The organism is Longirhabdus pacifica (assembly GCF_004115085.1).
Lineage (GTDB): Bacteria > Bacillota > Bacilli > Paenibacillales > DSM-105158 > Longirhabdus > Longirhabdus pacifica.
Genome location: NZ_QXJP01000026.1, coordinates 1 through 25,654 on the forward strand (window position 1 = coordinate 1; position 25,654 = coordinate 25,654).

The following is a 25,654-nucleotide window of genomic DNA, read 5'->3' on the forward strand; positions in this document are numbered from 1 at the left end:
AGTTTCGAGCAATACATGAGGGATATTGGAAAGAATACACAAACCGACTTATTGAAAGAGTGGATGATACGCTGTATCGTGACTTTAAGATTAATTTCATCATCGAGGACTTTGTAGAGTGGCAAAGTGACGATCAGTCTTCAAGGGAAATTCTACAGGAACTTCGACGAGAGTGGAGTGATGGTACTTATGATCTTGTGATTGGATTTACGAATGATCCAAACTTTGAAATTCCTTCTGGGAGAGCTATTCCATGGTCGGTTGAAAGCATAGTGAAGCATAGACAAAGCACTTACCAATTATGGCGTCTCATTCTTCATGAAGTGGGTCACAATTATGGGTTACGTCATTGTGATGTTAATGTTCAAGGATATTGTATTTTAAATGGCTATTCCGATAAAGTAGATACTTTCTGTGATTATCATAAAGATATATTGAAGGAAAATATTCATCTTCACGGCACTCCGCAATAGTGGAACGGATCTTTATCTACAATAGTTGACAATATGGATGCATTTTTATATACTTCAATTAATTATGTATACAGTGCAGCGCTGATAAGGAGTAGTAGCTGAGGATGCTTTGCAGAGAGTCGGTGGTAGGTGTGAGCCGATAAGCAAGAATACAGTGAACTCGCCTTGGAGCTTTTACGATGTAAATCAAATTTGTTTTTACTATTTGAAAAATCGTAACGTATAACCAACGATACTGGTTCTAAAGTGGATGGTTCATTTTCTCTGTTTTTCAATATAACAGATGTAGATGTTATTGGAGAAATGATCTATTCAGTAGGGTGGTACCACGGGATCATAATCTAAGCTCTCGTCCCTAGCCATTGGCTGCGGATGAGGGCTTTTGTTGTGTCATGGGAAGTGATAATGATGCAACATGAAAATAAAGCAGTTTCTTTACAAATACATCATAGGATCATTTCCACATGTAACAAAGAGCAGTACATTATAAAAACATATTAGGAGGGGTAAAGTTATGTCACAAGCTTATAACCCAAGCAAGATTGAAAAAAAGTGGCAGCAATATTGGGAAGATCATGCCACATTCAAAGTGAAAGACGATGCAGCATCACCTAAATTTTATGCGCTAAGTATGTTTCCATACCCATCTGGATCTGGTCTGCATGTTGGTCATGCAGAAGGATACGCAGCAACGGATATTGTCTCTCGTTATAAGCGAATGAAAGGGTATGATGTGCTTCATCCAATGGGATGGGATGCATTCGGTCTTCCAGCAGAGCAGCATGCGCTGAATACAGGAGAACATCCAAAACATATTTCGAAACGCAACATCGATAATTACCGTCGTCAACTTAAATCACTCGGTCTTTCTTATGATTGGGACAAAGAGATTAACACGACGGATCCAAATTACTATAAATGGACACAATGGATTTTCTTGCAACTTTACAAAAGAGGGCTAGCGTATGTGGACGAAGTCCCTGTGAACTGGTGTCCAGAACTTGGTACAGTTCTTGCGAATGAAGAAGTGATTGACGGAAAAAGTGAACGTGGAGGATTTCCAGTTATCCGTAAACCGATGCGTCAATGGATGCTTAAAATTACGGCTTATGCAGAACGATTGTTAGAAGATTTGGACGATCTAGACTGGCCAGAAAGTTTAAAAGAAATGCAGCGTAATTGGATTGGTAAATCCGTTGGAGCGGAAGTGACGTTTTCTATAGAAGGTCACGGATCTTTTGATGTGTTTACGACAAGACCAGATACACTTTTCGGCGTCACTTACTGTGTACTAGCGCCTGAACATCCTTTAGTAGCGGAAATTACAACGGCGGAACAAGCCGATGCAGTAAAAGCATATCAAGAAAATGCTGCATTGAAGTCGGATCTAGAGCGCACGGATTTAGCAAAAGATAAAACAGGTGTATTCACTGGAGCATATGCTATCCATCCTGTAAGCGGCGCAAAAATACCGATTTGGATATCTGATTATGTGTTGATTAGTTATGGTACAGGGGCAATTATGGCGGTTCCAGGTCATGATCAACGTGATTTTGAGTTTGCGACAAAGTTTGAGATTCCTATCGTAGAAGTCATCAAAGGCGGAGACATTAGTCAAGAAGCGTATACAGGCAGCGGTGAACATGTGAACTCTGACTTTATGAATGGAATGGACAATGAGCAAGCGATCGACAGTATGAATCAATGGTTAGAAAGTAACGGTAAAGGCAAGAAGAAAGTCACTTATCGTCTTCGTGATTGGTTGTTCAGTCGTCAACGTTATTGGGGAGAGCCAATTCCGATCATTCATTTAGAAGACGGCACGATGAAACCTATTCCAGAAGATCAATTGCCGCTTTTGTTACCAGAAATGAAAGAAATTAAACCTTCTGGTACGGGAGAATCTCCGCTTGCCAATGAAACAGATTGGGTGAACACGGTAGATCCTGAAACAGGACAAAAGGCGCGTAGAGAAACGAATACAATGCCACAGTGGGCAGGAAGCAGCTGGTATTACTTACGTTATATTGATCCGCATAACAATGAAGAGATTTGCGATAAAGAAAAGCAAGAGCGCTGGCTTCCTATTGATCTCTACATTGGTGGTGTAGAGCACGCTGTACTTCACTTGTTATATGCACGCTTCTGGCATAAAGTGTTGTACGATATCGGTGTAGTGTCCACCAAAGAGCCGTTCCAAAAGTTATTTAACCAAGGGATGATTCTAGGTGACAACAATGAAAAAATGAGTAAATCTAGAGGCAACGTCGTCAATCCAGATGATATTGTAGCGCAATATGGAGCAGACACGCTTCGCGTGTATGAGATGTTTATGGGGCCACTTGATGCCGCTAAGCCTTGGAGTACAACGGGTGTGGATGGAACGTATCGTTTCTTGAATCGGGTATGGCGTTTGTTCATGAATGAAGATGGAAACGTACAGGACAAAATTCAACCTATAGAAGGTAGCGATGAGTTCAAACGTGTGTGGCATAAAACGATTAAAAAAGTAAGTGCAGATATGGAATTGCTACAGTTTAACACGGCAATTAGTCAGATGATGGTATTTGTCAATGAGGCCAATAAAGCAGAACAATTACCGAAAAAAGCGATGGAAGATTTCGTTCAGCTTCTTTCTCCATTTGCGCCTCATTTAGCAGAAGAGTTATGGGAGAAATTAGGGCATACAGATACGATTACGTACGCTGCGTGGCCGCAATTTGAAGAACAATGGACAGTAGATAATGAAATTGAGATTGTGGTGCAGATCAAAGGTAAGATCATTGATCGCATTCATATTCCGAGTGATATGGAACAAGAAGAAATGCAGGAAATGGCTTTGTCTTTAGATAAAGTGAAAGCAGCCATTGAAGGAAAAACGATTCGCAAGATCATTGCAGTAAAAGGCAAATTAGTCAACATTGTAGCTACGTAAATGAAAATAGATGCCTTTTCCTTGTAAGTAAATAGGGAAAGGCATCTTCCATATGAGCTAAGATGTCAACATAAACTGCCGATTTAAGGCCATTGTTTATCTAATTTAGATAAGTCATCTCTGTACTTGGCATGTGTGACTTTAATTAAGTCATGAAATACACCATCAAGCCTACTCTCTAACAATTTTAATCCTTCAGCAGTAATGCCACCAGGAACCGACACCTTTGCTTGTAAAGATTGTGGCGTGAAACTCGCTTCCGTCAATAACTTTCCAGTGCCTAACGTCATTTCACTTGCCAATGTTGTAGCTATTTCTTCAGGGATTTCTGTTTCTTCCACTGCCGCTTCAATAAATTTCTGAATGAAAAAAGAAAGGAAGGCAGGGCCGCAGCTAGAGATGTCTGAAATAATGCGTGTAAATTGCTCATCAATTCTTATTGGTGTACTAATATGGCTAAGTAATTTTTCTAGCATATCTTTTTCATTGTCATTTAATCGTTCGCTAAACATACATAGGGAAGCACCACTGCATATGGAATTCGTAACGCTAGGAATGACTTTCGCAATTTTACATGGAATTTGCTGTTCTAAATGACGAATCAACACAGGGCTTGTTATACTAACTACAAGCTGTGAATCTACGAGAAAAGGTTTGATTTCCGTTAATACTTCATGATACTCATGAGGTTTGACACATATAAACAAAATATCACTATGGACTGCGGCTTCGGCATTGTTGTCTGCAAGTTTGACACCATAATGAGTAGCTTGAATGTTTTCTAATTTTGATTTTGTGCGATTACTCGCAATGATTTGATTCGGCAGTATGGCACCTGAACGAATAAAAGCATCGATCAGTGTACTTCCCATACTTCCTGTTCCGATAAATCCAACAATCATGTAAGTTCCTCCTTCAATCCAGTGTAGGCAACCTGATCCAATGCGGTGCTATCATATCGATATGCTTGAGAATACCATTTCATGCTTGAAGAGAGATCATTACATGCAAAAGATTGAAGGGGAAGAGAGAAATGAATAGAAACAGATCTAAAATATTTTTTATATTTATTTTTTCGATGATGCTTGTTTTTATGATGGCAATGTATAGTATAGTGCTGTTCATGGAGGATAGCGGAAGTAGTGAAGACTGGGAACCGGTAAATGAACAAATGGAACAAACATTAGAACAATATGAACAGCAAGAAGAAAATGCTGATTCCGGTACTCAGGAGCAAGAGGACGACAAGTCTAACGCTTCCACATCACAAGAGCAAGAATCAACCTCAGGAGATGCTGCATCTACTGCAAGTAACAGTAATGAAGGTTCAAATGGAACCAGTAGTGGGAGCAGTGATAGCGATGAATCGGATACCTCTGACGGTTCTACTGATGAGGAAGAAGGACTCATTTCAATTAATACAGCAAGTGAAACGCAGTTGCAAACTCTACCTGGTATAGGACCTTCCAAAGCAACAGCCATTATACAATATAGAGAAGAGCATGGCTCATTTCAGAGTAAAGAAGACCTAAAAAAAGTGAAGGGCATTGGGGATAAAACATTCGATAAGTTGAAGGCACTCATTCAATTATAGTGTAGGAATGTGTTTCCTAGTTGGCTTTGAAGTGTTGCGTTTTTCATGAGGAGTTTATGATGAAAGTCATAATAATATTTTCAAACTCTTTTCAATATTCTTTAAATATGAGAAAATATGAGTTGACACGAAATGTGACAATTGGGAGGAGAACAAAATGTCTAAAAAAAATGATTTTGCTTTTGAAACATTAGCTGTTCATGGTGGGCAAGAGTTTGATCCAACAACGATGGCGAGAGCGGTACCTATTTATCAAACGACTTCTTATGGATTTAAAGATAGTGAACATGCAGCAGATTTGTTTGCTTTAAGGGAATCAGGAAATATTTATTCTCGTTTGATGAATCCGACTTCTGATGTGTTTGAAAAACGCGTTGCAGCGCTCGAAGGTGGTAAAGCTGCTTTAGCTACTTCTTCTGGTCAAGCGGCCATTACATGTGCCATTTTAAATATTGCTGGTGCAGGAGATGAAATTGTTTCCTCATCTACGCTGTACGGAGGTACATATAACTTATTTTCTACAACACTTTCAAGATTAGGAATTAAAGTTCGCTTTGTCGATGCGAGTAAGCCAGAGCAGTTCAGAGAAGCGATAACAGATAAAACAAAAGCTATTTATGCAGAGGCGATTGGTAATCCGAAATGTGATGTGCTAGATATCGAAACAGTAGCGGGCATTGCTCATGAACATCACATTCCTCTCATCGTGGACAACACATTCCCAAGTCCATATTTATTAAGACCGATTGAACATGGGGCGGATATCGTTGTACATTCTGCTACTAAATTTATAGGTGGACACGGTACGACCATTGGTGGCATTATTGTAGATAGTGGTAATTTTGATTGGGCGGGCAGCGGCAAGTTTTCCGTACTTACAGAGCCAGATGTAGGATATAACAATCTTGTGTATACGGAGGCTTTTGGTCCGTTAGCTTATATCGTAAAAGCGAGAACACAGGTGATGCGTGATACAGGTGGTTGTCTTTCCCCTTTCAATGCTTTCTTATTGCTGCAAGGGTTAGAAACGTTACATTTACGTATGGAACGAAATAGTGAAAATGCACTTCACGTTGCTAAATATTTAGAAGAGAGTGAGCATGTGGACTGGGTAAGTTATCCTGGATTAGCTTCACATAGCTCGTACAAACTTGCACAGAAGTATTTGCCAAATGGGCAAGGTGCGATTTTAAGTTTTGGCATTAAAGGCGGCGTGGAAGCAGGGAAAAAAGTCATTGAATCTGCTAAACTGTTTTCACACTTAGCGAACATTGGTGACTCTAAGTCACTTATTATTCATCCTGCAAGTACAACACATTCTCAGTTGCACGGAAAAGAACTAGAGGCAGCTGGTGTTACAGAAGGAATGATTCGATTATCCATTGGTACAGAAAATATACAGGATATTATAGCAGATTTAGATCAAGCTATCGCAGCTAGTCAATCGTCATCATAGAAAGGATAGTAGCACAAAATGAAAAATACAGGTCGAAGAAAAGATTGGGACACTTATTTTATGGATATTGCCTATATGGCATCGACGCGTTCAAGATGTCATCGCCGTAAAGTAGGAGCTGTTCTAGTACAAGGGAAAAAGCTGCTCGGCAGTGCATATAATGGGGCTCCGATGGGAATGCCTGATTGTTCAGAAGCTGGGTGTATGATAGTAGAACAATATGAAATGGAAACCTTCGAAGATCGGCAAGAAATGGTGAAGAAACAACGATGTGTTAGAACCATTCATGCAGAGCAAAATTTGTTGCTTTTTACAGATCGCAGAGACAGAGAAGGCTCATCCGTTTATGTTACCGATCAACCTTGTTGGACCTGTGCCAATATGTTAGCGAATAGTGGTATTAAAGAAGTGGTATATCATCGTGAGTACAACAAAGACAGGGAAAAAGTAGAGCACATCATGCATGAATGTAACATTGTGATGCGGCACTTATCTAACTATGTCATACCTGTTGGCATCGAAGCCGATGTGATGCATTAAATAAGGTATATTTAAATAGCATAAGTAGAAAATTTAAAGTATGGAGGAAGCACCTCTATCGTTTAACGACGATAGGGGTGCTTTTGCGTTTAAAGGAGAGATATGGTGAACAATACGGTATTCGTTATTAGTATCATGTGGGTTTTAGGTATCGTTTGCTCGTGGAGTAATGAAGTTCAGCAATGGATTTTAATTGTATTGATTGTGACAGGTTTATGGGTAGCTACTCGGTTTTATTCCCTATCATGGAAGCAGGGTATAGTATTTTTACTACTATTCATCATTTCTAGTCTTTTTCATACATATATTGAACAGGAGAACGATACGCAAATTCCATTGGAGTGGAACGAACAGCAAGTAGAACTCAACGGTGAATTAGCATCTGAAGTGGAAGTGGATGGTGATCGTGCACGATTCACGCTTCAACTACATCGTATTGCTAATGGAACAGAGGAGAAAGAGACGAAGGAGAACGTTACCCTGTCCATAAAGTTATTACAACAAGAAGAACAGAGTATTGCGAAAACATGGCAGCGAGGAGACGTAGTAGAAATACAAGGAACACTATTAATACCACAGGAAGCTGGTAACTTTGATAGTTTTGATTATCGAGATTATTTAGAGGAACAGTCTATGTTTTGGCTAGTCATTGGAGCAGGAAGTGATGCTGTGGTAGTAAAAGACAAAGCATCATGGTCTTGGAATGCACTAAGGGCCAACATAGATACATGGCGGTTTTTTTTGTTACGCAAAGTGGATGAAGTGTTTTCTCCTACATACAACGGTTTAATGAAAGGGATGCTTTTAGGTTATAGGGAAGAGTTAGACCCTGTACAATTTGATCTTTTTGCTAAACAAGGGCTAACGCATCTTTTAGCTATTTCTGGTCTACATGTTGGGGTCTTTATTACCATCTGTTTATATGTGTGTAAATGGTGCAGGTTAACAAAAGAAACGAGTATGTTGATAACGATGGGTATTATTCCGTTTTTTATTTTTTTAACTGGTTGTTCTCCTTCTGTGATTCGTGCCGGTATCATGGCTATTATCGGTTTGTTTACCGCATACAAAGGATGGCTTAAAAATGGTTTGACGGTGTATAGTTTAACCGCACTCTGCATGTTGATCGTAGAGCCGCAATTGCTCTTAAATATTAGTTTCCAACTTTCTTTTATCGTGACACTAGGTTTAATCGTTGCGGTTCCAAAATTGTATGGGCTTTTTCCTAGCAGCATACCTTCTTTTTTAAAAGGCCTGCTTGCTGTCACGATAACGGCACAGTGGTTTTCGTTTCCATTGTCCATTTACTATTTTAATCAATTTTCATTATTATCTATTGTTGCTAATTTCTTTGTCGTACCATTTTTTAGTCTCATTCTTCTACCGCTGGCTATCGCTACGCTGCTGACTAGTTTATTTTCCGTGACATTGGCAAAATTACTGGCTTTCATCGTGGAGCATTTAATGCAAGCGATGTTTTGGTGTATCGAGATCATGAACAACATGACTTCAATGCAGCTAATTATGGCGTCTCCTTCTGTGGTATGGATTTTACTGTATTTTGTCTTGACGTTTTGGTTGCTGTCATTGCTGCATGTGATGACGGCTAGCGAGATGCGGGAGCTTACACGTAAACGATTAGTATTACCGTTTACTTTACTGAGTGTTTGTTTTCTCCTTCTTATTACGCAGAGTGTACTGAACGGGAAAGTTTTAGACGGAGGAAGGGTGTCATTTTTAGATGTAGGTCAAGGGGATAGTATATTCATTCAGACTCCACAAGGTAAAACAATTCTTATTGATGGCGGTGGTACGAGTAGATTTTATATCAAGCCATGGATGATACGAAATGATCCATATGAAGTTGGAAAAGATACCCTTGTACCTTTGCTGAAAAAAAGAGGGATAAAGTCTATTGATTATGTTATTGCTACACACCATGATTTGGATCATATCGGTGGTTTGAAAGCCGTGTTGGAACACATTCCTGTGGAGCATCTCATATTCAATAGCACGATTAAAAATAATACGTTGACACGGTCTTTATATGAGACAGCACTGGAAAAAGGTGTAGATTTACACGTGGTGACAGAAGGGCTAAGCCTACAAATAGATAAATATACTGTATTTTCCTTTTTATTTCCTATGCAAACGAAAGACCAGCAATACGATCAGGTTGAAGCAAAAATTGTGGAAGTTGAAGAGCAGAATGCATCTTCGATCGTTTTCTTGATGCAAATGTACGATAAACAATTTTTATTTACAGGGGATATGGAAGATACGAACGAAAAGCAATGGTTAGAACAACGGGCGATGCAGTATGAAAGTGGAGTAGAGGATGGCATTGAAGTATTGAAAGTAGCACATCATGGCAGTAAATATGCAACGACAAGCGAGTGGTTGTCATATTGGAAACCAAAGCAAGCGGTTATTTCAGTTGGTGGTAACAATCGATATGGTCACCCAAATGATAACGTGCTGGATCGTTTAGAAGCAAATCATGTGGAAGTCTATCGAACAGATATGCATGGAGAAGTGCAATTTTTTGTTTCGGAAAATGAAATGAAAATGCGATGTAAAAAAGAATGTTAAGGAGAGGTGTTAGTGGATGAGTAGCATACCAAAAGTAGCATATTTTTGTATGGAGTATGGTTTACAATCCGACTTTCATACGTATGCTGGAGGACTAGGCATTTTAGCAGGGGATTTTTTGAAAGAAGCTAAAGATCAGCAAGTTCCGATGGTGGCAATTGGACTAAAATGGAAACAAGGTTATGTCAATCAACGATTAGATGAGCATAACTATCCATACGACTGCTATAAAACGTACGATTATGATCATCTCGAAGAGACATCGATACAAGTAGATGTAACGATTAAAGATCAACAAGTAACTTGTAAAGTATGGAAAGCAACTGATTTTGGCAACGTTCCATTGTATTTACTAGATACAGATGTGGAAGGTAATCAGGATAAATGGATTACAGCACAGTTATATGGAGGGTATACGGAACAAAGAATTGCCCAGGAAATAGTGCTTGGCATAGGGGGCATACGTGTACTTAGACAATTAGGTTTGGAAATAGATGCGTATCATTTTAATGAAGGTCATGCAGTCTTTGCAGGATTAGAATTAATTAGAGAAAAAATGTGCTGCGGTGATTCATTTGAGGAAAGCTGGCGTACTACGAAGGAAGAGATTGTATTTACCACGCATACTCCCATTGAAGCGGGTAATGAGTCACATGCTATAGATGCTTTATGTTATATGGGAATGACATCATACTTATCACAGGAACAATTAATTCGTATCGGAGGCAGTCCATTTAACATGACAGTGGCTGCACTGAAGTTATCAAGAAAGTCCAATGCGGTATCAGAGCTGCATGCGGAAACAGCAAATACGATGTGGAAAGGCGTAGCTGGTTCCTCGTCCATTATACCTATCACGAATGGTGTTCATCCTAAGACGTGGGTAGATGACAGGATGAGTGCTGCTTATGAAGCCAAGCAAGGGATATGGAATCAACATCAGGAATTAAAACAAGAACTCATTGATTATATTGCAGATAAAACCGGCGCTTCACTTTCTCTGGACACGTTATTACTTGGATGCTGTAGAAGAATGGTTCCTTATAAAAGAAATGCTTTAATTTTTCATGACCTTGAAGTGATTGATCCTTTGTTGAAAGCCGGAAAATTTCAAATTGTTTTCTCTGGCAAAGCACATCCGCTTGATGAAACAGGAAAAAAGGTGATCCAACATCTTGTTACCATAGCTGATAAATATCCAAATCAAGTTGTTTTCTTAGAAAATTATAATATGGAAATTGGTCATTACATGACAAGAGGCGTAGATGTATGGTTGAATTCCCCACGCATACCACTTGAAGCATGTGGAACCTCTGGGATGAAAGCGGCAATGAATGGCATACTTAACTTCTCTACGTTAGATGGGTGGTGGCCAGAAGCTTGTGAGCACGGTAAAAATGGTTGGCAGTTTGGAGATGGCTATAGTACGGAAAAAATCAAAATAGTCGATCAACGTGATGCGGACAGTCTCTATGCTGTTTTCAATGACGAAGTCATCCCTACTTATTATGATAAACGAGATCAGTGGGTAGAGATGATGTATGCATCAATTGAATCAACGAGAGAACGATTTTCAACCAAGGTGATGATGGAGAAGTATATAGAGGAATTGTATCAAAAGTAATAGAAAGATGTGAAAGACGCAGAGGTGATATCACTTCTGCGTCTTTTCTATGCACTGCTAGTCAATCTATTTATTCCAATACCACGATGAGGCCAAAACATGCGGCGTTCAATAAAAAAGTAACAATAGCGCCGAGTATAATTCCTTGCATAAAAGTTTTATTCACGATGCTAAAAATCAGTATCATGGGGGCTATATAGACGATTTGGTAAATTCCAACTAAAAATATGAAGGCCATATGTATGTAGACTGTAGTTAAGTAATAATAACCAAAAGTGAACAACAATGCTATAGATAGATGGATATAGTATGTGCGGAACATGCCACTAACGTAGTTTTTTGTTTTAACTTGTTTTTGTTTTTGAATCATGACATATATTAACGCTACCCACATCGCCAGCATTATCATCCACAAAAATAACGTTATAGTCATACTAAGGGCGGTTATTGTGGCAATAAAATGTAGAGGGAAAACAATAATAGCTCCTAACGGTAGTAGAAACGATGTTTCATCTGTACGTTTTGGCATTTCATACCTCCTCTTTTGTATATAATATAGCATAAAAAAGAATCATCTTTTAAGATGATTCTTTCTCCAACTTATTTATATAACATGAAGAAATAATGAGAACCAAGTTTACGCCTCAGAAGCCAGGCGTAAAGGTTGAGGTGGAAATTTCTCCATCTTATGATTAGCGGTAATAAGTTAATGAACAAAGTTCATTCAACTTATTTATATAACATGAAGAAATAATGAGAACCAAGTTTACGCCTCAGAAGCCAGGCGTAAAGGTTGAGGTGGAAATTTCTCCATCTTATGATTAGCGGTAATAAGTTAATGAACAAAGTTCATTCAACTTATTTATATAACATGAAGAAATAATGAGAACCAAGTTTACGCCTCAGAAGCCAGGCGTAAAGGTTGAAGAAATTTCTTCATCTTATGTTTAGCGGTAATAAGTTAATGAACAAAGTTCATTCAACTTATTTATTAGGATTTAATTTTTCAAGTAAAAGAATAAGGCCTCCTCCAATGAAGAAAAACAGAGGGTGAAACGTACCCCATGACATTTGATCTTGTGGTACTTCCAACGTCGTAGGTCCCATCACAACAGCGTATAATGAACCGATCATTAAGCCCATGATGCAATACATTGTTTGTGATCGATAATGATCCAACGCATATTTTACCCATCTAATCGTAGCAAAAATCCCCGTCAAAATTCCTAGTCCAAACAGTAACACAACGAAAAAATAGTCAAAGTTAAATGTCATTACTTCTTTTATTGCCGCAAGGATAGGGGCGTATAAACCAAAAATTAATAAGAGGGTGGAGCCAGATATACCAGGTAAAACCATTGCTGAAATAGCGATCATTGCTGCTATAAACACATATAATGCAAGGCCTACATGTAATTGATCCAATGACATTGATGTTCCCTCGCTAGAAACAGGATTAAAAAATGTAATAGCAAATACGATGGTAACACCTAATATGAGAAAGATAACATTGTTGTATTTCCCAACAAACTCATGTTTTTCTTCTTTAAATACATAGTAAATAGCAACGATGATAAAACCGAGAAATAAGGAACTTACTTCATATATATTACTTTCTAATAATGAAGTAATAAAAACAATGGATAGCATCAGACCCAAAATCCAACCTATACCTAATTTAAGTAGAAAGTGTAACGACGCTACTCTTTTTTCTTTCGGTCCAGCAATGACACCATGCAATGATTGAATAAATTTATCATAAAAACCTAAAATAAACGCAATCGTTCCCCCAGAAACTCCTGGAACACTATCAGCAACAGCCATACAAAATCCTCTAAACATGTTAATCATAAGCATACAATATCTCTCCGTTATTATTTTATTTTATTCTCTTTATATTTCTTCTTCTCCCAAAAGGAAGTGTAAGTGATGTGTATACACTTTTCCCCATTTCGTTTCACTCATGTCATGTTTGTACTCTTTTCTATTTTATTATGTATATAAGTCCAGTCAACGTCAAATGCAGTTTTGTATTCTATTTTTTCGTTCAACCAAAATATCAAAGGAAAAAATATTAAAATATAAACTAACATTGTGAAAAAAATCACAGACTATATTTTGGTTATGGCGTATAGTAAAAGCATAAATAGAGAAAAGGGAGAGAACACCAATGAAAACAAAAAACCGTTGGCTGATTGCTTTATCTGCTATTGCAATCCATATGTCCATTGGTTCTGTATATGCATACAGCGTATATAAAAAGCCTCTAGAAGCACAACTTGGATGGAGCAGTACAGAATTTGCATTAGCATTTACTATCGCTATTTTTTGCTTAGGAATGTCAGCTGCATTTTTTGGGAAAGTTGTGGAGAAGAAAGGACCTCGTTTTTCTGCAACCGTTGCAGCGTGTTTATTTTCAGCAGGTTTGTTAGGAGCAGGTTTAGCTGTTCAAATAGAATCTTTATTTTTATTCTATGTTACTTATGGATTTATAGGTGGTATGGGGTTAGGTATAGGGTATATTTCACCGGTATCGACACTTGTGAAATGGTTCCCAGATCGCAGAGGATTAGCAACAGGAATGGCCGTTATGGGCTTTGGAGCGGGAGCGCTTGTTTGCGGACCTATTGCAGCTAGATTAATAGAAGGCGTTGGTATTCCGCAGACGTTTATGATATTAGGAGTTTGTTATTTTATCCTTATGTTCGCTGGAGCAAGTTACATTGCAAGACCTCCACAAGGATGGATGCCACAAGGTATGAAGAAGAACATGGAGAAAGGCAAAGTCGTGAAAATGGACCTTTCTCAACTAACAGCTAATGAAGCAGTAAAGACAAAACGTTTTTGGATGCTATGGGTCATGATGTTTATTAACATTTCAGCAGGAATTATGCTTATCTCCGTCGCTTCGGATATGGCACAAGACAAAGTAGGCATGACAGCAGCAGCAGCAGCTACAATGGTAGGATTGATGGGATTGTTTAACGGAGGCGGACGTATAGGTTGGGCAAGTTTTTCTGACTACTTAGGGCGCTCCAATGTGTATGTTGTATTTTTTATCATACAGATTATCGCATTTCTGATTCTTCCTTTTGTAGGCAGCCCATTTGTTTTTCAGTTACTTATTTTTACTATCTTAACGATTTACGGTGGAGGATTCGCTTGTTTACCAGCATTCATCGGAGATTTATTTGGTACAAAACAGCTTGGAGCCATTCACGGTTATTTATTAACTTCATGGTCCATGGCTGGTGTATTAGGTCCAATGATTGTAGCAACGATAGAAGATGCTACAGGCTCATATGATTCTTCCTTTTATGTCATCAGTATATTCTTACTCGTTGCACTTGTCACTTCCATCGCAATGCGTTTGAGTATCAGATCTGAAAGTGGAGCAGACCAAAATCAAGCTCATGCACACTAAAATGTTTTAGCACATTTTGTTTTGCAACATGAAAATCCCTAACATTGTTTAGGGATTTTTTTCATTTGTTTCACTTTTCTCGTCTAATATATTAATTATTTAACACATTAGATGATGAATTTGGTAATATAATTACATCGCTTTTTTATAAATGATAGATTTGTTGAAAGGAAGATGTTATTTTCATGGAAGGAAAAAAGTTAGAAGACGAAATACCCATTGCCACACCATGTTACAAGAATGAAGGAGATCATGCATTAATAAGAGCGATTGAAGAAAATAATGTACAGAAAGTAAAGGCGCTAATGGAAGTGGGGGTCAATCTAAATACAGTGTATAAAGATGAATATACAGCGCTGATGTACGCTGCAAAAAAAGGAAACGTAGAAATGGTCAATCTCCTTCTTAAAGCAGGCGCTGATCCTCATATTCATACATTGTTAGGATATAATGCACTAGTAAATGCATCTTATTACAATAGACTAGAAATCGTCCAGATACTAATAGAGTCAGGTGTGGAAGTGGATGCGCATCGAAGAGATGGCTACACAGCACTTACAGCAGCCGTTTCTACAGAAAATATTCAAATGGTACACATGCTGTTGGAAGCAGGAGCAGATCCTAACATACACACGGTAGATGGATATAGTCTGCTCATGAAAGCATGTCAAAATATACATCTTGTTAAGATGTTATTGGATGCTGGGGCTGATCCATACGTACAAACAGAATATGATGATACATCGCTCATTATTGCTGCTAGAAATGGAAATATGGAGACAGTACAATATTTAGTGGAAGTAGGCGTGGATCCTACCATAAAAAATACATTTGGAAACACGGCATTCGATTGTGCCGAGAAGTGTGGCTATGAAGAAATAGCACATTATTTAATGCAAAAACAGAAGTAGCGATAATATGATATGCATTTATACATAAGTTTGAAGTGAATGATAGCTAAAACATATATATGATGAAGAAATGATGGAATACAAGTTTACGCCTCAAAAGCCAGGCGTAAAGGTTATCATGTTGAGATTTCTCCATCTTATGCATAGCGGTAATAAGTTGTTTGAACAAGTTCATTCAACTTATATATAAGATGAAGAAATGATGGAATACAAGTTTACGCCTCAAAAGCCAGGCGTAAAGGTTATCATGTTGAGATTTCTCCATCTTATGCATAGCGGTAATAAGTTGTTTGAACAAGTTCATTCAACTTATATATAAGATGAAGAAATGATGGAATACAAGTTTACGCCTCAAAAGCCAGGCGTAAAGGTTATCATGTTGAGATTTCTCCATCTTATGCATAGCGGTAATAAGTTGTTTGAACAAGTTCATTCAACTTATATATATGATGAAGAAATGATAGAATACAAGTTTACACCTCAGTAGGCTCTCCCATTTTCATATCATGCAATGAGGTGCAGACTAAATAAGATAGTTGTCAATAATCATGGAATTCTTATATAATGAATAAATCATCATACATACTATAGGTGTCCTAATGTGGAAAACATTAGGGTGAAAAGGGAAGTTGGTGTAAATCCGACACGGTCCCGCCACTGTAATCACGGAGAGAATAATCATGTCACTGCATCATGGATGTGGGAAGGCATGTTTGGAGTCATCCTCAATGATGTGAAAGTCAGGAGACCTGCCTGTAGTTATACTATGGAACGTCCTTCGAGGAAAGGGAGCTGCTTCTGTGTGAGCATATATTTTACATAGCCATGTTGGTATGGATATATTGTCTCTATGCCGTTTAGCCCCGCCTTTCCGTAAGGATAAGGCGTTTTTTGCGCAAAAAAAGAGGAGTTGAACGTAAGATGAATTGGAAAAAGGTATCATTATTTGTATTCATGTTGATGCTACTGTTTAGTTTAGTGGTAGGTTGTGGAACAACGGAAGATAATGGAGAGCAAGACACGACAGAAAGTGCTACGGATGCTTTTCCTTTAACGATTGTGGATGGAGTAGGAGAAGAGGTCACGATTGACAAGGCGCCAGAGCGAATCGTTACAGGAATTGCAAGTAACACGGAAATCGCCTTTGCTTTAGGACTAGACGAGCACATTGTTGGTGTGGATAATTTCAGCAACTATCCAGAACAAGCATTGAACAAAGAAAAAATTGGAGATATGTATTTAAGCGCAGAGCTCATACTAGCTCAGGAACCAGACTTGATTCTACTAGATGAATCACATCAAAATAACAGCGGGGAAATAGTACAACTACTAAAAGACGCGGACCTAGACGTTATGTTTATTCAATCTGCTTCGACATTTGATGAAGTATATGAAAATATTTCTCTAATTGCTAAAGCGACCGATACGGTGGAGACAGGAGAGAACATCATTCAAGATATGAAAGACCGCCATGATGTATTAAAAGAAAAAGCTAAGGAAATGACACAAGCTAAAAAAGTATGGGTAGAAGTTTCTCCGGCACCCGACATTTATACAACAGGCAAGGGCACATTTATGGATGAGATGCTGACTTCTATTGGTGCTACGAACGTAGCTGGTGATCAAGAAGGGTGGGTGATGTTGAACGAAGAAGAGATCGTGACACTGCAGCCCGAAGTGATCATTACTACTTACGGTTATTATGTGGAAAATGCGAAAGAGCAAATATTGGCTAGAGAAGGTTGGTCCGAAGTTCCGGCGATACAAAATGAACAAGTTTTTGACGTGCATGGTGATATCGTAACGAGACCAGGCCCACGTTTAATAGATGGGGTGGAGGAGCTTGCAAAAGTCATTTATCCAGAAATATTTGCTGAATAAAAAAGGATGGATATATGCCATAAGTGGAGGGTTTGTACTTGGTGCAAGCCTTCTTGGTTTATTTATAAGCAGTGTATCGTACCCAGTCCTAGACATTATCCGTGTGGTGTTCCATCATCTTTTTTCCATTGGATATGTGGAAGATGTACCACGAAATATGCAACTCATAATATGGGAGATTCGTTTGCCGAGAATTGTTTTAGCTTTTTTAGTAGGGGCAGCGCTTTCTATTGCCGGTGCAGTATTTCAAGCACTGTTGCGCAATCCATTAGCTGATCCATATACGATAGGCATCTCTTCTGGCGCTTCATTAGGTGCTGTTATCGTCATTTTTTTTCAATTACAGTGGGTACTATTTGGTGGGTTGACGCTTCCTATCGTGGCGATAGGTTTTGGTATGCTGACGCTAATTATCGTACTTGCAATGGCCTCATTATCAGGAAGAAACTTGCAAACGGAAACGATTATCCTCGCAGGTATCATGATGAGTTCTTTCATTGGCGCTGTCATTTCTCTTCTTATTGCGTTAAGTGACGCCAATGGACTTAGTCAAATTGTATATTGGTTGATGGGAAGTTTTCGCATGCGAGGGTGGGAACACGTACAAATCTTTCTCCCTTTTTTCGTGGTTGGATGTTTATTGTTACTTCCTTTTACACGCGATATGAATGCGATGGCACTAGGAGATGACGGTGCACATCATGTAGGGATGAATGTGAAACGAAAAAAAATATTACTTTTAAGTGGTGCGGCAATACTAACAGGAGCATCGGTATCCGTTTCAGGAGCAATTGGTTTTGTGGGACTCGTTATTCCTCACTTTGTTCGCTTGCTTATCGGCTCTAATTATAAACATATCATTCCGTTATCTATGTGGATTGGTGGAGGATACCTTGTATTATGTGATTTATTATCTAGAACCGTCATTGTACCACAAGAGTTGCCTATTGGTGTCATTACAGCGATAGTAGGAGCTCCTATATTTTCTATTTTCTTAATTAAAAAAAGGAGGGCAGAATGATGATCTCTGTCCAAAATTTATGTGGCGGATATGCCAGTACAAAAAATGTGCTTCATGACATTAATCTAGATATACAGGAAGGGGAATTTGTTGCCTTACTTGGACCAAACGGAAGTGGAAAATCGACTTTATTGAAAATGTTAAGCGGTGTATTACAACCAACTAGTGGATCTGTTCATCTGGCAGGGAAAGATGTGAATCAGTATCGTCCGAAGGAACGAGCGGCATTGGTGGCCATGTTGGAGCAAGATCCACCTTTTCAACCTACACTCACAGTAGAAGAAATAGTACAGCTAGGCCGTTATCCTCATCAAGGGGGATGGTTTGCTGGATTGTCTGGTAGGAAGCAAACAGAAATAGATATGGTGGACAAAGCGATGCAGTGGGCAAATGTTAGTCAGTACAAACATCATCTTATGCATCATTTAAGTGGTGGTGAAAAACAAAGGGTATGGCTTGCTAAAGCATTTGCACAGCAACCTCGTATATTACTGTTGGATGAACCAACAAATCATATGGATATGTATCATACGCTAGATATGCTCAATGTACTGAAGCGTTGGCAGAAAGAAGAAAACATAACGATTGTTGCTATTTTACATCATTTAAACATAGCAGCGCTATATGCTGATTCTGTAGCATTGCTCCAAGATGGAAGGCTACAAGACGTGGGTGATGTATGTATACTAAGAGATGAAAGCAAAATTTCTGAAGTATATGATGTACGTGTACATACAACGTTCCATCCGTTACAACCGAAGCCGCAGATGTTTTTATCACCAGAGGTTCAGGGTATGCTGCCTGAGTCCACCACAACGTTTACGCTTCAAGATCAATTATCTATCATGCAGACTGATACAGCGTGTCATATTCGTACATCTGTACCATTTCGTACGTATTCCGTCGCATTGCACGGGTCAGGGTTGCAATGGGCTACAGATTACTGTAACTTCTATGTTCCAAAAACCTCAAAACTCTATCCTAGACATGATGCTAAACATGCTATAGAAGAATGGATGAAAGAACTTCAAATTCCAAGTCATCAGGCCATTGGCATGTGGACAGAAAAACATCCTTGTCATACTGTAGTCTTACATCAAGCAGATGGAAAGGTGCAAGTATCTGTCGTAGTCAGTACTGGAGAAAACCATGCGGAGGGTGGGTCATTCTCTTCGTTTAAAAAAAGTGAAACATTACATACTGGTAAGATAAACATAATGGTGTTTATTGATGGTTATTTTAACGATGCTGATTTTGCTCAAGCTATGATTTCCATCGCGGAAGCAAAAGAAAAAGCAAGGTTTGATTTGCAAATGACGAGATCCAACGGACCAAATTTTAATGAAGAGACGAGTGCAGATAATATGGTCGTTGCTTGCACACAACGAGCAGCCATGGCACCATCTGAAGGATGTGAATGGTTATTAAGAAAAACAGTTGGAGAGGCAGTTTACGAAGCAGTTACACGTGCAATACAAAAGACCACTTCGAATATCGTGAATTAATACCTATGCATCTCTGATACTATAATTCATATCATAATGAAGTGATAAAATAAAAATAGCATATTGAAGTCATGTAAATTAAAAAATATAATGATCAATATACATAGATTTGTTCGACCATTTTATTTCCGCTAATCATAAGATGGAGAAATCTCGAAAAATGCTATAATAGAAAAATGTTACATTGATTTCATACATAATGAGGTGCATGCATGTGCGAGATATGCGAGAACACTTGAAACGCATTCCTTTGTTTCACAATTTAAGTGAGGGCGAATGTGCTGAAATAGAGAGAATTACTTACTACAAAACGTTTAATAAAAAATCCGTTGTATTTATGCAAGATGAGGAACGGACATCTGTTTTTTTTATTGTAAAAGGTGTGATTCGCATATATAAAATTGACGATGAAGGCAACGAACAAGTCATTGCTTTTTTAACAGACGGAGAAATGTTCCCCCATACTGGATTTTTTGATCAAAGTCCTTATCCTGCTACAGCGGAAGTAATGGATGAAACTACACTGCTTTCTATTCCTATTACTGCATTTGAATCGGTACTGGAGAAGTTTCCCCAAATTGCTATTAAAGTGATGAGAGTGATGGGGAAAAAGATTAGGGATTTACAACAGCAAATGAAGCATCTGATCTCCAATGACACGACAGCGATGATTTGTGCTGCCATTTTAAGATTAGCAAAGGACCATGGGAAGGAAGTAGAAAATACGATTGTGGTCGAGCTTCCTATTACACATCAACATCTCGCTAATATGATAGGTGTTGCAAGGGAATCTGTAACTCGCACCATGAATCAATTAAAGCAAGACAACGTGCTGACTACAGATCGAAAAAAGATAGTCATTTTAAATGTGGAAGGGTTAAAAGCAAAACTGAATGCATCTATGATTGGCTGACGAAGACCGTTATAATAGATTTTAGCTACCTTATGTTAGAATAAAAGAGGTAGTTTATTTATGTTGTAAGTAACGCGTGCTATTTTTTTGATTATAAATTGATTGCAACCTATTACATAGAACTTACGTTAGTGTAAGTAGAGAGGGGAGGAATCGGCGGTGGTGGAACCACAGCTGATCAAAGCTGCTCAGGCTGGGGACAATGAAGCATTAGTTCAAGTGCTTCGGGATATTGAATCACATGTCTATCGAACAGCCTATTATTTACTTGGAAATGAACAAGATGCACTAGATATCTCACAAGAGGCGCTCATAAGAATATATAAAAAAATTACAAGTTATGAGGAAAAGGCACAATTTAAAACATGGGTTCAGCGAATTGTTACGAATATATGTATCGATCATTTTCGTAAGAAAAAAACAACCGTATCCATGGATGAGCACGATATTGTTATTCCAACTGAAAATAACGTGGAAAAGGAATTGATGCAGGATATTGTAACAAATGATGTACAGGAAGCCATCTCAAGATTACCTGATACGTATCGAACCGTCATTGTACTTCGGTACATACAGGATTTCAGTTATGATGAGATTGCCAATGCTTTAGATATGCCATTAAATACAGTGAAGTCATATCTATTTCGAGCCCGAACTAAATTACAAACGTTACTTCATGACTATGAGAAGGGTGGTGTTCACGGGTGAAATGTCAAGAGGTGGTAGAGCTTATGCAGCGCAATGTGGATAACGATTTAACAACACAAGAATATAGTGAGATGATGAAGCATATACAGCAGTGTTCACAGTGTGCGGATATGTTACAGCGTTTGAATCGCCTTTCTAATGATTTGGAAACTCTCCCCAAAGTGGAGCCTCCTGGAAGCATCGTAGATATGATATTACCACAATTACAGGATATGGCAGGTGAAGAGAAGCCTGAAGAAGTCAATTTGACTTCTACTACTTCTACTCATCACAAGCATAACAAAAAAGCAAAAAACAAAAAGAAATTTTCTGCAAGAAAATGGATGGCAGTTGCAGGAGGTATGGCGGCAACGATCTGGATTAGCATAATTGCATTGGATTGGAATGAATTAGATCACAGTATCAATGATCAGGTGCAGGAAGAGTATCAAAGTGAAATATCTGAATCTAGCTCTGCAGACAAGATGCATCAATCAAACAGTGTTAATGATACTCAAGATGAGGTAGAGACTGGTAAAGAGGAACAAACGCAGCCAGTAGAGAAATCAGAGATGCCAGAAGATAATGCTCGTTCTATGCAACAATCAGAAGTGATAAATAAGGATGAAGTATCGATGGAATTTGCGGAGTCTACCACTTCAGATGAACAAGTAGAGGGAGAAATCGAAGCTGAAGTAGAACGTAATCCTGAAACGCAAAATGAAAATAGTCCAGCTGAAGATGAAAATAGCAGACAATTATCTCAGCCTATAGATAAAGAGAATAGCGGTAGTGAACAGCCAGAAGTAGAATCTTTTATATTTGAAAATGACGTTTCGGAACAAGAAGAAAGTTTTGCACCGTCTGAACCTGAAGTGCTGCCAGCTCCCGAAGATAAGAGTGAGGTAGAAGCATCGGATGATGTATATGGTAATGAGCAGTACGTTGTAACCATAGAACAACAAAATGAACAGCAGAGGCTTGTCATATCTATGGTACAGAATGAATATAATGAAGCGGACACACTATCATGGAAAGACGGTGTCATTACCACTGTGCAGTGGTTAGATGAAGCTAGAGTTTCTTATCATGTCTTATATAACGAACAGCTTACCATTTATGAGTACAATGTAATAGAAAAGACAGAAGTAGAGGGGCCTAGCTAGGGCTTAGCTAGAATGCACAGGATCATGATGAATCGCGTATAGTATAGAAGCTAGCAGTCAACGATGGACTCTTGTCCTCGTTTGACCACTTTTAGGGAAGAACCTAGGCCTTCTCTAAAGTGTTTATATAGATATGCTGCAGTGTGGGATTGCGTAGTGTTGTATACACTTTGACGCAATCCCTTGCTGTTGTTATGATAAGTTAAATATCATACATGAAATCATAACAGATAAAATGTCAAAGAACGGAGCTCACGCCTATGAATGTGGATATAGCATTAAAGGAAGCTAAGAAGGGAAAGTTGAAGCCGATATATGTGTGCTATGGCTCTGAAAGCTATTTAATGGAGCATTTCTTTCAACAAATGAAACAGCTCATCGTACCTCCAGAAGTAAGCGATTTTTGTCTCAGCCAATATGATCTTCATGAGACCGCACTTGCCGATGTTTTAGTCGATGCAGGCACCATGTCATTTGCTGCGGATAAAAAATTGATCATTGCGAAGCAAGCTTCTTTTTTTACTGGGATGAAAAAAAGTGGGAAAGTGGAACACAATCTAGAACTTTTAAAAAAGTACATTGCTGAGCCTGATCCTTTGACCGTATTAATATTTTCAGTGGAACAAGATAAATTAGATGAACGAAAAAAAATAGTAAAAATGCTCAAAGAACAAGGTGCACTAGTGGAATGTAGACCACTCACAGAACAGCAAAATACAGAGTGGGTTACATCTCGCTTTGCAGACAAAAAATGCTCCATCGATAGAGAGGGCTTGCAAACGTTATTACTTTATACTGGAGCAGATCTGCAAACGTTGGAAATCGAAATACATAAGCTAACTACGTACGTCGGTGAAAATGGAGAAGTGACAAAACAGACAGTAGAACAACTGGTCCATCGCAACTTAGAACAAAACGTGTTTACGCTCGTGGAAGCGATAGTAAACAAACAGCTAAACAAAGCGTTGGCATATTTGCATCATCTATTACTTCATAAAGAAGAACCGATCAAAATTTGTGCTCTGGTCGCAAGGCAGTTTAGAATTATTACCCAAGTCAAGCATTTGCAACAAATTGGTTATTCTGATCAGCAAATGGCATCCGCTTTAAGTATTCACCCTTATGCAGCTAAACTAGCGAGAAATCAGACCCGTCAATACGATGAAGATGAATTAAAACATATCATCATTCAACTTGCGGATTTAGATTTTGAGATGAAGACGGGTAAAGTGGATAAAGTCAAAGGACTGGAGATGTTTTTGTTTCGAACGGTTCTTGCTACACATCAGTAAAATAACATAATGAAACATAAAAAAACCCTGCCGATTGGCGGGGTTTTTGTGTATAGCGTTTAAGTATTCTCAATTAGGATTGAGATGCTACAAGAGCGTTTACTTTTTTAGCTAATCTTGATTTAGTACGATTAGCAGCATTCTTGTGAATCAAACCTTTTGAAGCAGCTTTGTCCAATTTCTTAGTAGCTACTAGCAATGCTTCTTGTGCATTAGCTGTTTCATTAGCATCTACTGCAGTTTCCACTGCTTTTAAAGCCGTACGCAATGCAGACTTTTGCGGCATGTTGCGCATACGACGTTTGTCACTAGTTTTCACTCTTTTAATTGCTGATTTAATGTTAGGCATTCTTCACTCACCTCCTACAAAACTTACGTTCCCTATTGTTTCATTATTTTTATAAGTAAAAATAAATGTTCACAACTTTAAGTATTCTACCATGCGCCTATATAAAAAGCAACACATTCCAATAAAAGCGTATAGAATACATTTCCTTGTTGCAATATAAGGAAACAAGCAGCCAACTGCAAATGGAGGTAAAAACAATGGATTTACAACCGTATTCGGTTCGAACTGATTTAGCATTAGAAGCAAGAGAATTAGTAGCCGATCAATATAAAAATAATATTCCCGGTGTAGAGATGGACGTAGATGAAGAAGGCGGAGAAATTAAAGTGACCACGATACACGTTCAAAATGAAGAAGGTTCTAGAGCACTAGGGAAACTCCCTGGTCGTTACATTACATTCGAAGCACCTGGGCTAAGAAGGAAAGATACAGATCTGCAAAATGCATTGGCAACAAGATTTGCACAATATTTTGCGGACTTTTTAGCCAAATTAAACATTAAGCAAGATGCGAAAGTATTAATGATTGGGTTAGGCAATTGGAACGTCACTCCTGACGCATTAGGCCCAATCGTCATTGAAAATGTACTCGTAACGAGACATTATTTCGAATTAGTTCCGGAACAAGTAGAGCCAGGTTATCGAGAAGTGAGTGCTGTTTCCCCTGGTGTGCTTGGTATTACTGGCATTGAAACAAGTGAAATTGTGCATGGGGTCATCGAAAAAACGAAACCTGATTTTGTGATTGCGGTGGATGCATTGGCATCAAAAGCAGTGGAGAGAGTAAATACCACGATACAAATAGCGGATACGGGTATACATCCTGGCTCAGGCATTGGAAACAAAAGAAAAGGGGTGACCAAGCAAGAACTAGGCATACCTGTCATAGCTATTGGTGTTCCCACAGTGGTTTTTGCATCAACCATTGTCAATAACAGTATCGAAATGGTCATTGATCATTTCAAAAACGAGACGAATAATACGAGGTTTTTGTTTGGTCAGATGGAAAATATGAAGGAACACGAAAGATTATCGATGGTAAAAGAAGTGCTGGAACCAGTAGGACAAGACTTGTTGGTTACACCTAAAGATATAGATGAATTTATTGAAGATATTGCAAATGTCATTGCCAGTGGATTGAACGCAGCCCTTCATCAAGCCATCGATAAGAAAAATGTTGCCGCCTATACACACTAGAACCATTTTTCGTGACATTGCAGAAGGAAGAAGAGAAATTATCTTATCTCATCTTTCTTCTTTTTTAGTTCTATTATAAAGTGCTTGGACATAAT

General features: G+C 38.5%; 21 protein-coding genes, 1 riboswitch and 1 other annotated feature. Of the genes, 17 read left to right on the forward strand and 4 right to left on the reverse strand.

Annotated elements, in window-relative coordinates:
* Nucleotides 1–473 (forward strand): M12 family metallo-peptidase (locus D1Z92_RS14920; RefSeq protein ID WP_240666766.1); only part of this gene is annotated, 473 nt, incomplete at its 5' end.
* A gap of 72 nt (nt 474–545) precedes the next feature.
* Nucleotides 546–833: a binding site (T-box leader), on the forward strand.
* Between the two features lie 154 nt (nt 834–987).
* Nucleotides 988–3,408, forward strand: coding sequence for a leucine--tRNA ligase (leuS, locus tag D1Z92_RS14925; RefSeq protein ID WP_128896477.1), 2,421 nt, complete (start codon nt 988–990; stop codon nt 3,406–3,408).
* A gap of 83 nt (nt 3,409–3,491) precedes the next feature.
* Here the strand turns inward: leuS and comER are convergent, their stop codons facing one another.
* The gene (gene comER / locus D1Z92_RS14930; RefSeq protein ID WP_128896478.1) at nt 3,492–4,310 is read right to left on the reverse strand and encodes a late competence protein ComER; all 819 of its coding nucleotides are present in this window, start codon (nt 4,308–4,310) and stop codon (nt 3,492–3,494) included.
* 131 nt (nt 4,311–4,441) lie between these two features.
* On the opposite strand from comER, the gene D1Z92_RS14935 reads away from it, so the two are divergent.
* The 5 genes from D1Z92_RS14935 to glgP all read left to right on the forward strand — a co-directional run bounded on the left by D1Z92_RS14935 (nt 4,442) and on the right by glgP (nt 11,214).
* Nucleotides 4,442–5,002, forward strand: a complete 561-nt coding sequence (locus tag D1Z92_RS14935) for a ComEA family DNA-binding protein (protein WP_128896479.1) — start codon at nt 4,442–4,444, stop codon at nt 5,000–5,002.
* 157 nt (nt 5,003–5,159) lie between these two features.
* Nucleotides 5,160–6,458, forward strand: coding sequence for a homocysteine synthase (locus D1Z92_RS14940; protein ID WP_128896480.1), 1,299 nt, complete (start codon nt 5,160–5,162; stop codon nt 6,456–6,458).
* A gap of 18 nt (nt 6,459–6,476) precedes the next feature.
* Nucleotides 6,477–6,998: a deoxycytidylate deaminase gene (locus D1Z92_RS14945; protein WP_128896481.1), complete on the forward strand. Its 522-nt coding sequence runs from the start codon at nt 6,477–6,479 to the stop codon at nt 6,996–6,998.
* Between the two features lie 105 nt (nt 6,999–7,103).
* On the forward strand, nt 7,104–9,590 hold the full coding sequence (locus tag D1Z92_RS14950) for a DNA internalization-related competence protein ComEC/Rec2 (RefSeq protein ID WP_164931645.1): 2,487 nt from the start codon (nt 7,104–7,106) through the stop codon (nt 9,588–9,590).
* Nucleotides 9,591–9,606: 16 nt separating this feature from the next.
* Entirely contained in the window at nt 9,607–11,214 is a 1,608-nt protein-coding gene (gene glgP, locus D1Z92_RS14955; RefSeq protein ID WP_128896483.1) for an alpha-glucan family phosphorylase, read from the forward strand.
* A gap of 70 nt (nt 11,215–11,284) precedes the next feature.
* Here glgP and D1Z92_RS14960 read toward each other — a convergent pair whose 3' ends face one another.
* Nucleotides 11,285–11,743, reverse strand: coding sequence for a hypothetical protein (locus D1Z92_RS14960; RefSeq protein ID WP_128896484.1), 459 nt, complete (start codon nt 11,741–11,743; stop codon nt 11,285–11,287).
* Nucleotides 11,744–12,198: 455 nt separating this feature from the next.
* Complete coding sequence (locus D1Z92_RS14965; protein ID WP_206099766.1) at nt 12,199–13,038, reverse strand: DUF368 domain-containing protein; 840 nt, start codon at nt 13,036–13,038, stop codon at nt 12,199–12,201.
* A 346-nt stretch (nt 13,039–13,384) separates the two neighbouring features.
* On the opposite strand from D1Z92_RS14965, the gene D1Z92_RS14970 reads away from it, so the two are divergent.
* The 9 genes from D1Z92_RS14970 to holA all read left to right on the forward strand — a co-directional run bounded on the left by D1Z92_RS14970 (nt 13,385) and on the right by holA (nt 24,014).
* Nucleotides 13,385–14,638: an L-lactate MFS transporter gene (locus D1Z92_RS14970; RefSeq protein WP_128896486.1), complete on the forward strand. Its 1,254-nt coding sequence runs from the start codon at nt 13,385–13,387 to the stop codon at nt 14,636–14,638.
* A gap of 185 nt (nt 14,639–14,823) precedes the next feature.
* A complete protein-coding gene (locus D1Z92_RS14975) occupies nt 14,824–15,549 on the forward strand; it encodes an ankyrin repeat domain-containing protein (RefSeq protein WP_128896487.1) in 726 nt (241 codons plus the stop codon).
* Nucleotides 15,550–16,121: 572 nt separating this feature from the next.
* A riboswitch (cobalamin riboswitch) is annotated at nt 16,122–16,320 on the forward strand.
* A gap of 150 nt (nt 16,321–16,470) precedes the next feature.
* The gene (locus D1Z92_RS14980) at nt 16,471–17,430 is read left to right on the forward strand and encodes an ABC transporter substrate-binding protein (RefSeq protein WP_128896488.1); all 960 of its coding nucleotides are present in this window, start codon (nt 16,471–16,473) and stop codon (nt 17,428–17,430) included.
* Nucleotides 17,393–18,451 carry a FecCD family ABC transporter permease gene (locus tag D1Z92_RS14985; RefSeq protein WP_128896489.1) on the forward strand — a complete coding sequence of 353 codons (1,059 nt, stop codon included), beginning with the start codon at nt 17,393–17,395 and terminating at the stop codon, nt 18,449–18,451. The genes D1Z92_RS14980 and D1Z92_RS14985 overlap by 38 nt, the downstream gene beginning before the upstream one ends.
* A complete protein-coding gene (locus D1Z92_RS14990; protein WP_128896490.1) occupies nt 18,448–19,956 on the forward strand; it encodes an ABC transporter ATP-binding protein in 1,509 nt (502 codons plus the stop codon). Before D1Z92_RS14985 ends, D1Z92_RS14990 begins: the two co-directional genes overlap by 4 nt.
* A 223-nt stretch (nt 19,957–20,179) precedes the next feature.
* Entirely contained in the window at nt 20,180–20,869 is a 690-nt protein-coding gene (locus D1Z92_RS14995) for a Crp/Fnr family transcriptional regulator (RefSeq protein WP_240666768.1), read from the forward strand.
* A 159-nt stretch (nt 20,870–21,028) separates the two neighbouring features.
* Nucleotides 21,029–21,577 carry an RNA polymerase sigma factor gene (locus D1Z92_RS15000; protein ID WP_128896492.1) on the forward strand — a complete coding sequence of 183 codons (549 nt, stop codon included), beginning with the start codon at nt 21,029–21,031 and terminating at the stop codon, nt 21,575–21,577.
* Nucleotides 21,574–22,722 carry a zf-HC2 domain-containing protein gene (locus tag D1Z92_RS15005; protein WP_128896493.1) on the forward strand — a complete coding sequence of 383 codons (1,149 nt, stop codon included), beginning with the start codon at nt 21,574–21,576 and terminating at the stop codon, nt 22,720–22,722. Before D1Z92_RS15000 ends, D1Z92_RS15005 begins: the two co-directional genes overlap by 4 nt.
* A gap of 260 nt (nt 22,723–22,982) precedes the next feature.
* Nucleotides 22,983–24,014 carry a DNA polymerase III subunit delta gene (holA, locus tag D1Z92_RS15010; RefSeq protein WP_128896494.1) on the forward strand — a complete coding sequence of 344 codons (1,032 nt, stop codon included), beginning with the start codon at nt 22,983–22,985 and terminating at the stop codon, nt 24,012–24,014.
* Between the two features lie 73 nt (nt 24,015–24,087).
* Here holA and rpsT read toward each other — a convergent pair whose 3' ends face one another.
* Nucleotides 24,088–24,363, reverse strand: coding sequence for a 30S ribosomal protein S20 (gene rpsT, locus D1Z92_RS15015; RefSeq protein ID WP_128896495.1), 276 nt, complete (start codon nt 24,361–24,363; stop codon nt 24,088–24,090).
* 197 nt (nt 24,364–24,560) lie between these two features.
* Between rpsT and gpr the strand changes: the two genes are divergently transcribed.
* Nucleotides 24,561–25,559 carry a GPR endopeptidase gene (gpr, locus tag D1Z92_RS15020; protein WP_128896496.1) on the forward strand — a complete coding sequence of 333 codons (999 nt, stop codon included), beginning with the start codon at nt 24,561–24,563 and terminating at the stop codon, nt 25,557–25,559.
* Nucleotides 25,560–25,654 lie beyond the last annotated feature (95 nt).

What these genes read in the sequence shown, in the direction of transcription:
- holA (WP_128896494.1), top strand. Translation starts at nt 22,983, where the DNA reads ATGAATGTGGATATAGCATTAAAGGAAGCTAAGAAGGGAAAGTTGAAG.
- D1Z92_RS14935 (WP_128896479.1), top strand. Translation starts at nt 4,442, where the DNA reads ATGAATAGAAACAGATCTAAAATATTTTTTATATTTATTTTTTCGATG.
- D1Z92_RS14980 (WP_128896488.1), top strand. Translation starts at nt 16,471, where the DNA reads ATGAATTGGAAAAAGGTATCATTATTTGTATTCATGTTGATGCTACTG.
- comER (WP_128896478.1), bottom strand. Translation starts at nt 4,310, where the DNA reads ATGATTGTTGGATTTATCGGAACAGGAAGTATGGGAAGTACACTGATC.
- glgP (WP_128896483.1), top strand. Translation starts at nt 9,607, where the DNA reads ATGAGTAGCATACCAAAAGTAGCATATTTTTGTATGGAGTATGGTTTA.
- D1Z92_RS14965 (WP_206099766.1), bottom strand. Translation starts at nt 13,038, where the DNA reads ATGGCTGTTGCTGATAGTGTTCCAGGAGTTTCTGGGGGAACGATTGCG.
- D1Z92_RS14945 (WP_128896481.1), top strand. Translation starts at nt 6,477, where the DNA reads ATGAAAAATACAGGTCGAAGAAAAGATTGGGACACTTATTTTATGGAT.
- D1Z92_RS14975 (WP_128896487.1), top strand. Translation starts at nt 14,824, where the DNA reads ATGGAAGGAAAAAAGTTAGAAGACGAAATACCCATTGCCACACCATGT.
- leuS (WP_128896477.1), top strand. Translation starts at nt 988, where the DNA reads ATGTCACAAGCTTATAACCCAAGCAAGATTGAAAAAAAGTGGCAGCAA.
- gpr (WP_128896496.1), top strand. Translation starts at nt 24,561, where the DNA reads ATGGATTTACAACCGTATTCGGTTCGAACTGATTTAGCATTAGAAGCA.
- D1Z92_RS14970 (WP_128896486.1), top strand. Translation starts at nt 13,385, where the DNA reads ATGAAAACAAAAAACCGTTGGCTGATTGCTTTATCTGCTATTGCAATC.
- D1Z92_RS14940 (WP_128896480.1), top strand. Translation starts at nt 5,160, where the DNA reads ATGTCTAAAAAAAATGATTTTGCTTTTGAAACATTAGCTGTTCATGGT.
- D1Z92_RS14995 (WP_240666768.1), top strand. Translation starts at nt 20,180, where the DNA reads ATGCGAGAACACTTGAAACGCATTCCTTTGTTTCACAATTTAAGTGAG.
- D1Z92_RS14960 (WP_128896484.1), bottom strand. Translation starts at nt 11,743, where the DNA reads ATGCCAAAACGTACAGATGAAACATCGTTTCTACTACCGTTAGGAGCT.
- D1Z92_RS14990 (WP_128896490.1), top strand. Translation starts at nt 18,448, where the DNA reads ATGATGATCTCTGTCCAAAATTTATGTGGCGGATATGCCAGTACAAAA.
- rpsT (WP_128896495.1), bottom strand. Translation starts at nt 24,363, where the DNA reads ATGCCTAACATTAAATCAGCAATTAAAAGAGTGAAAACTAGTGACAAA.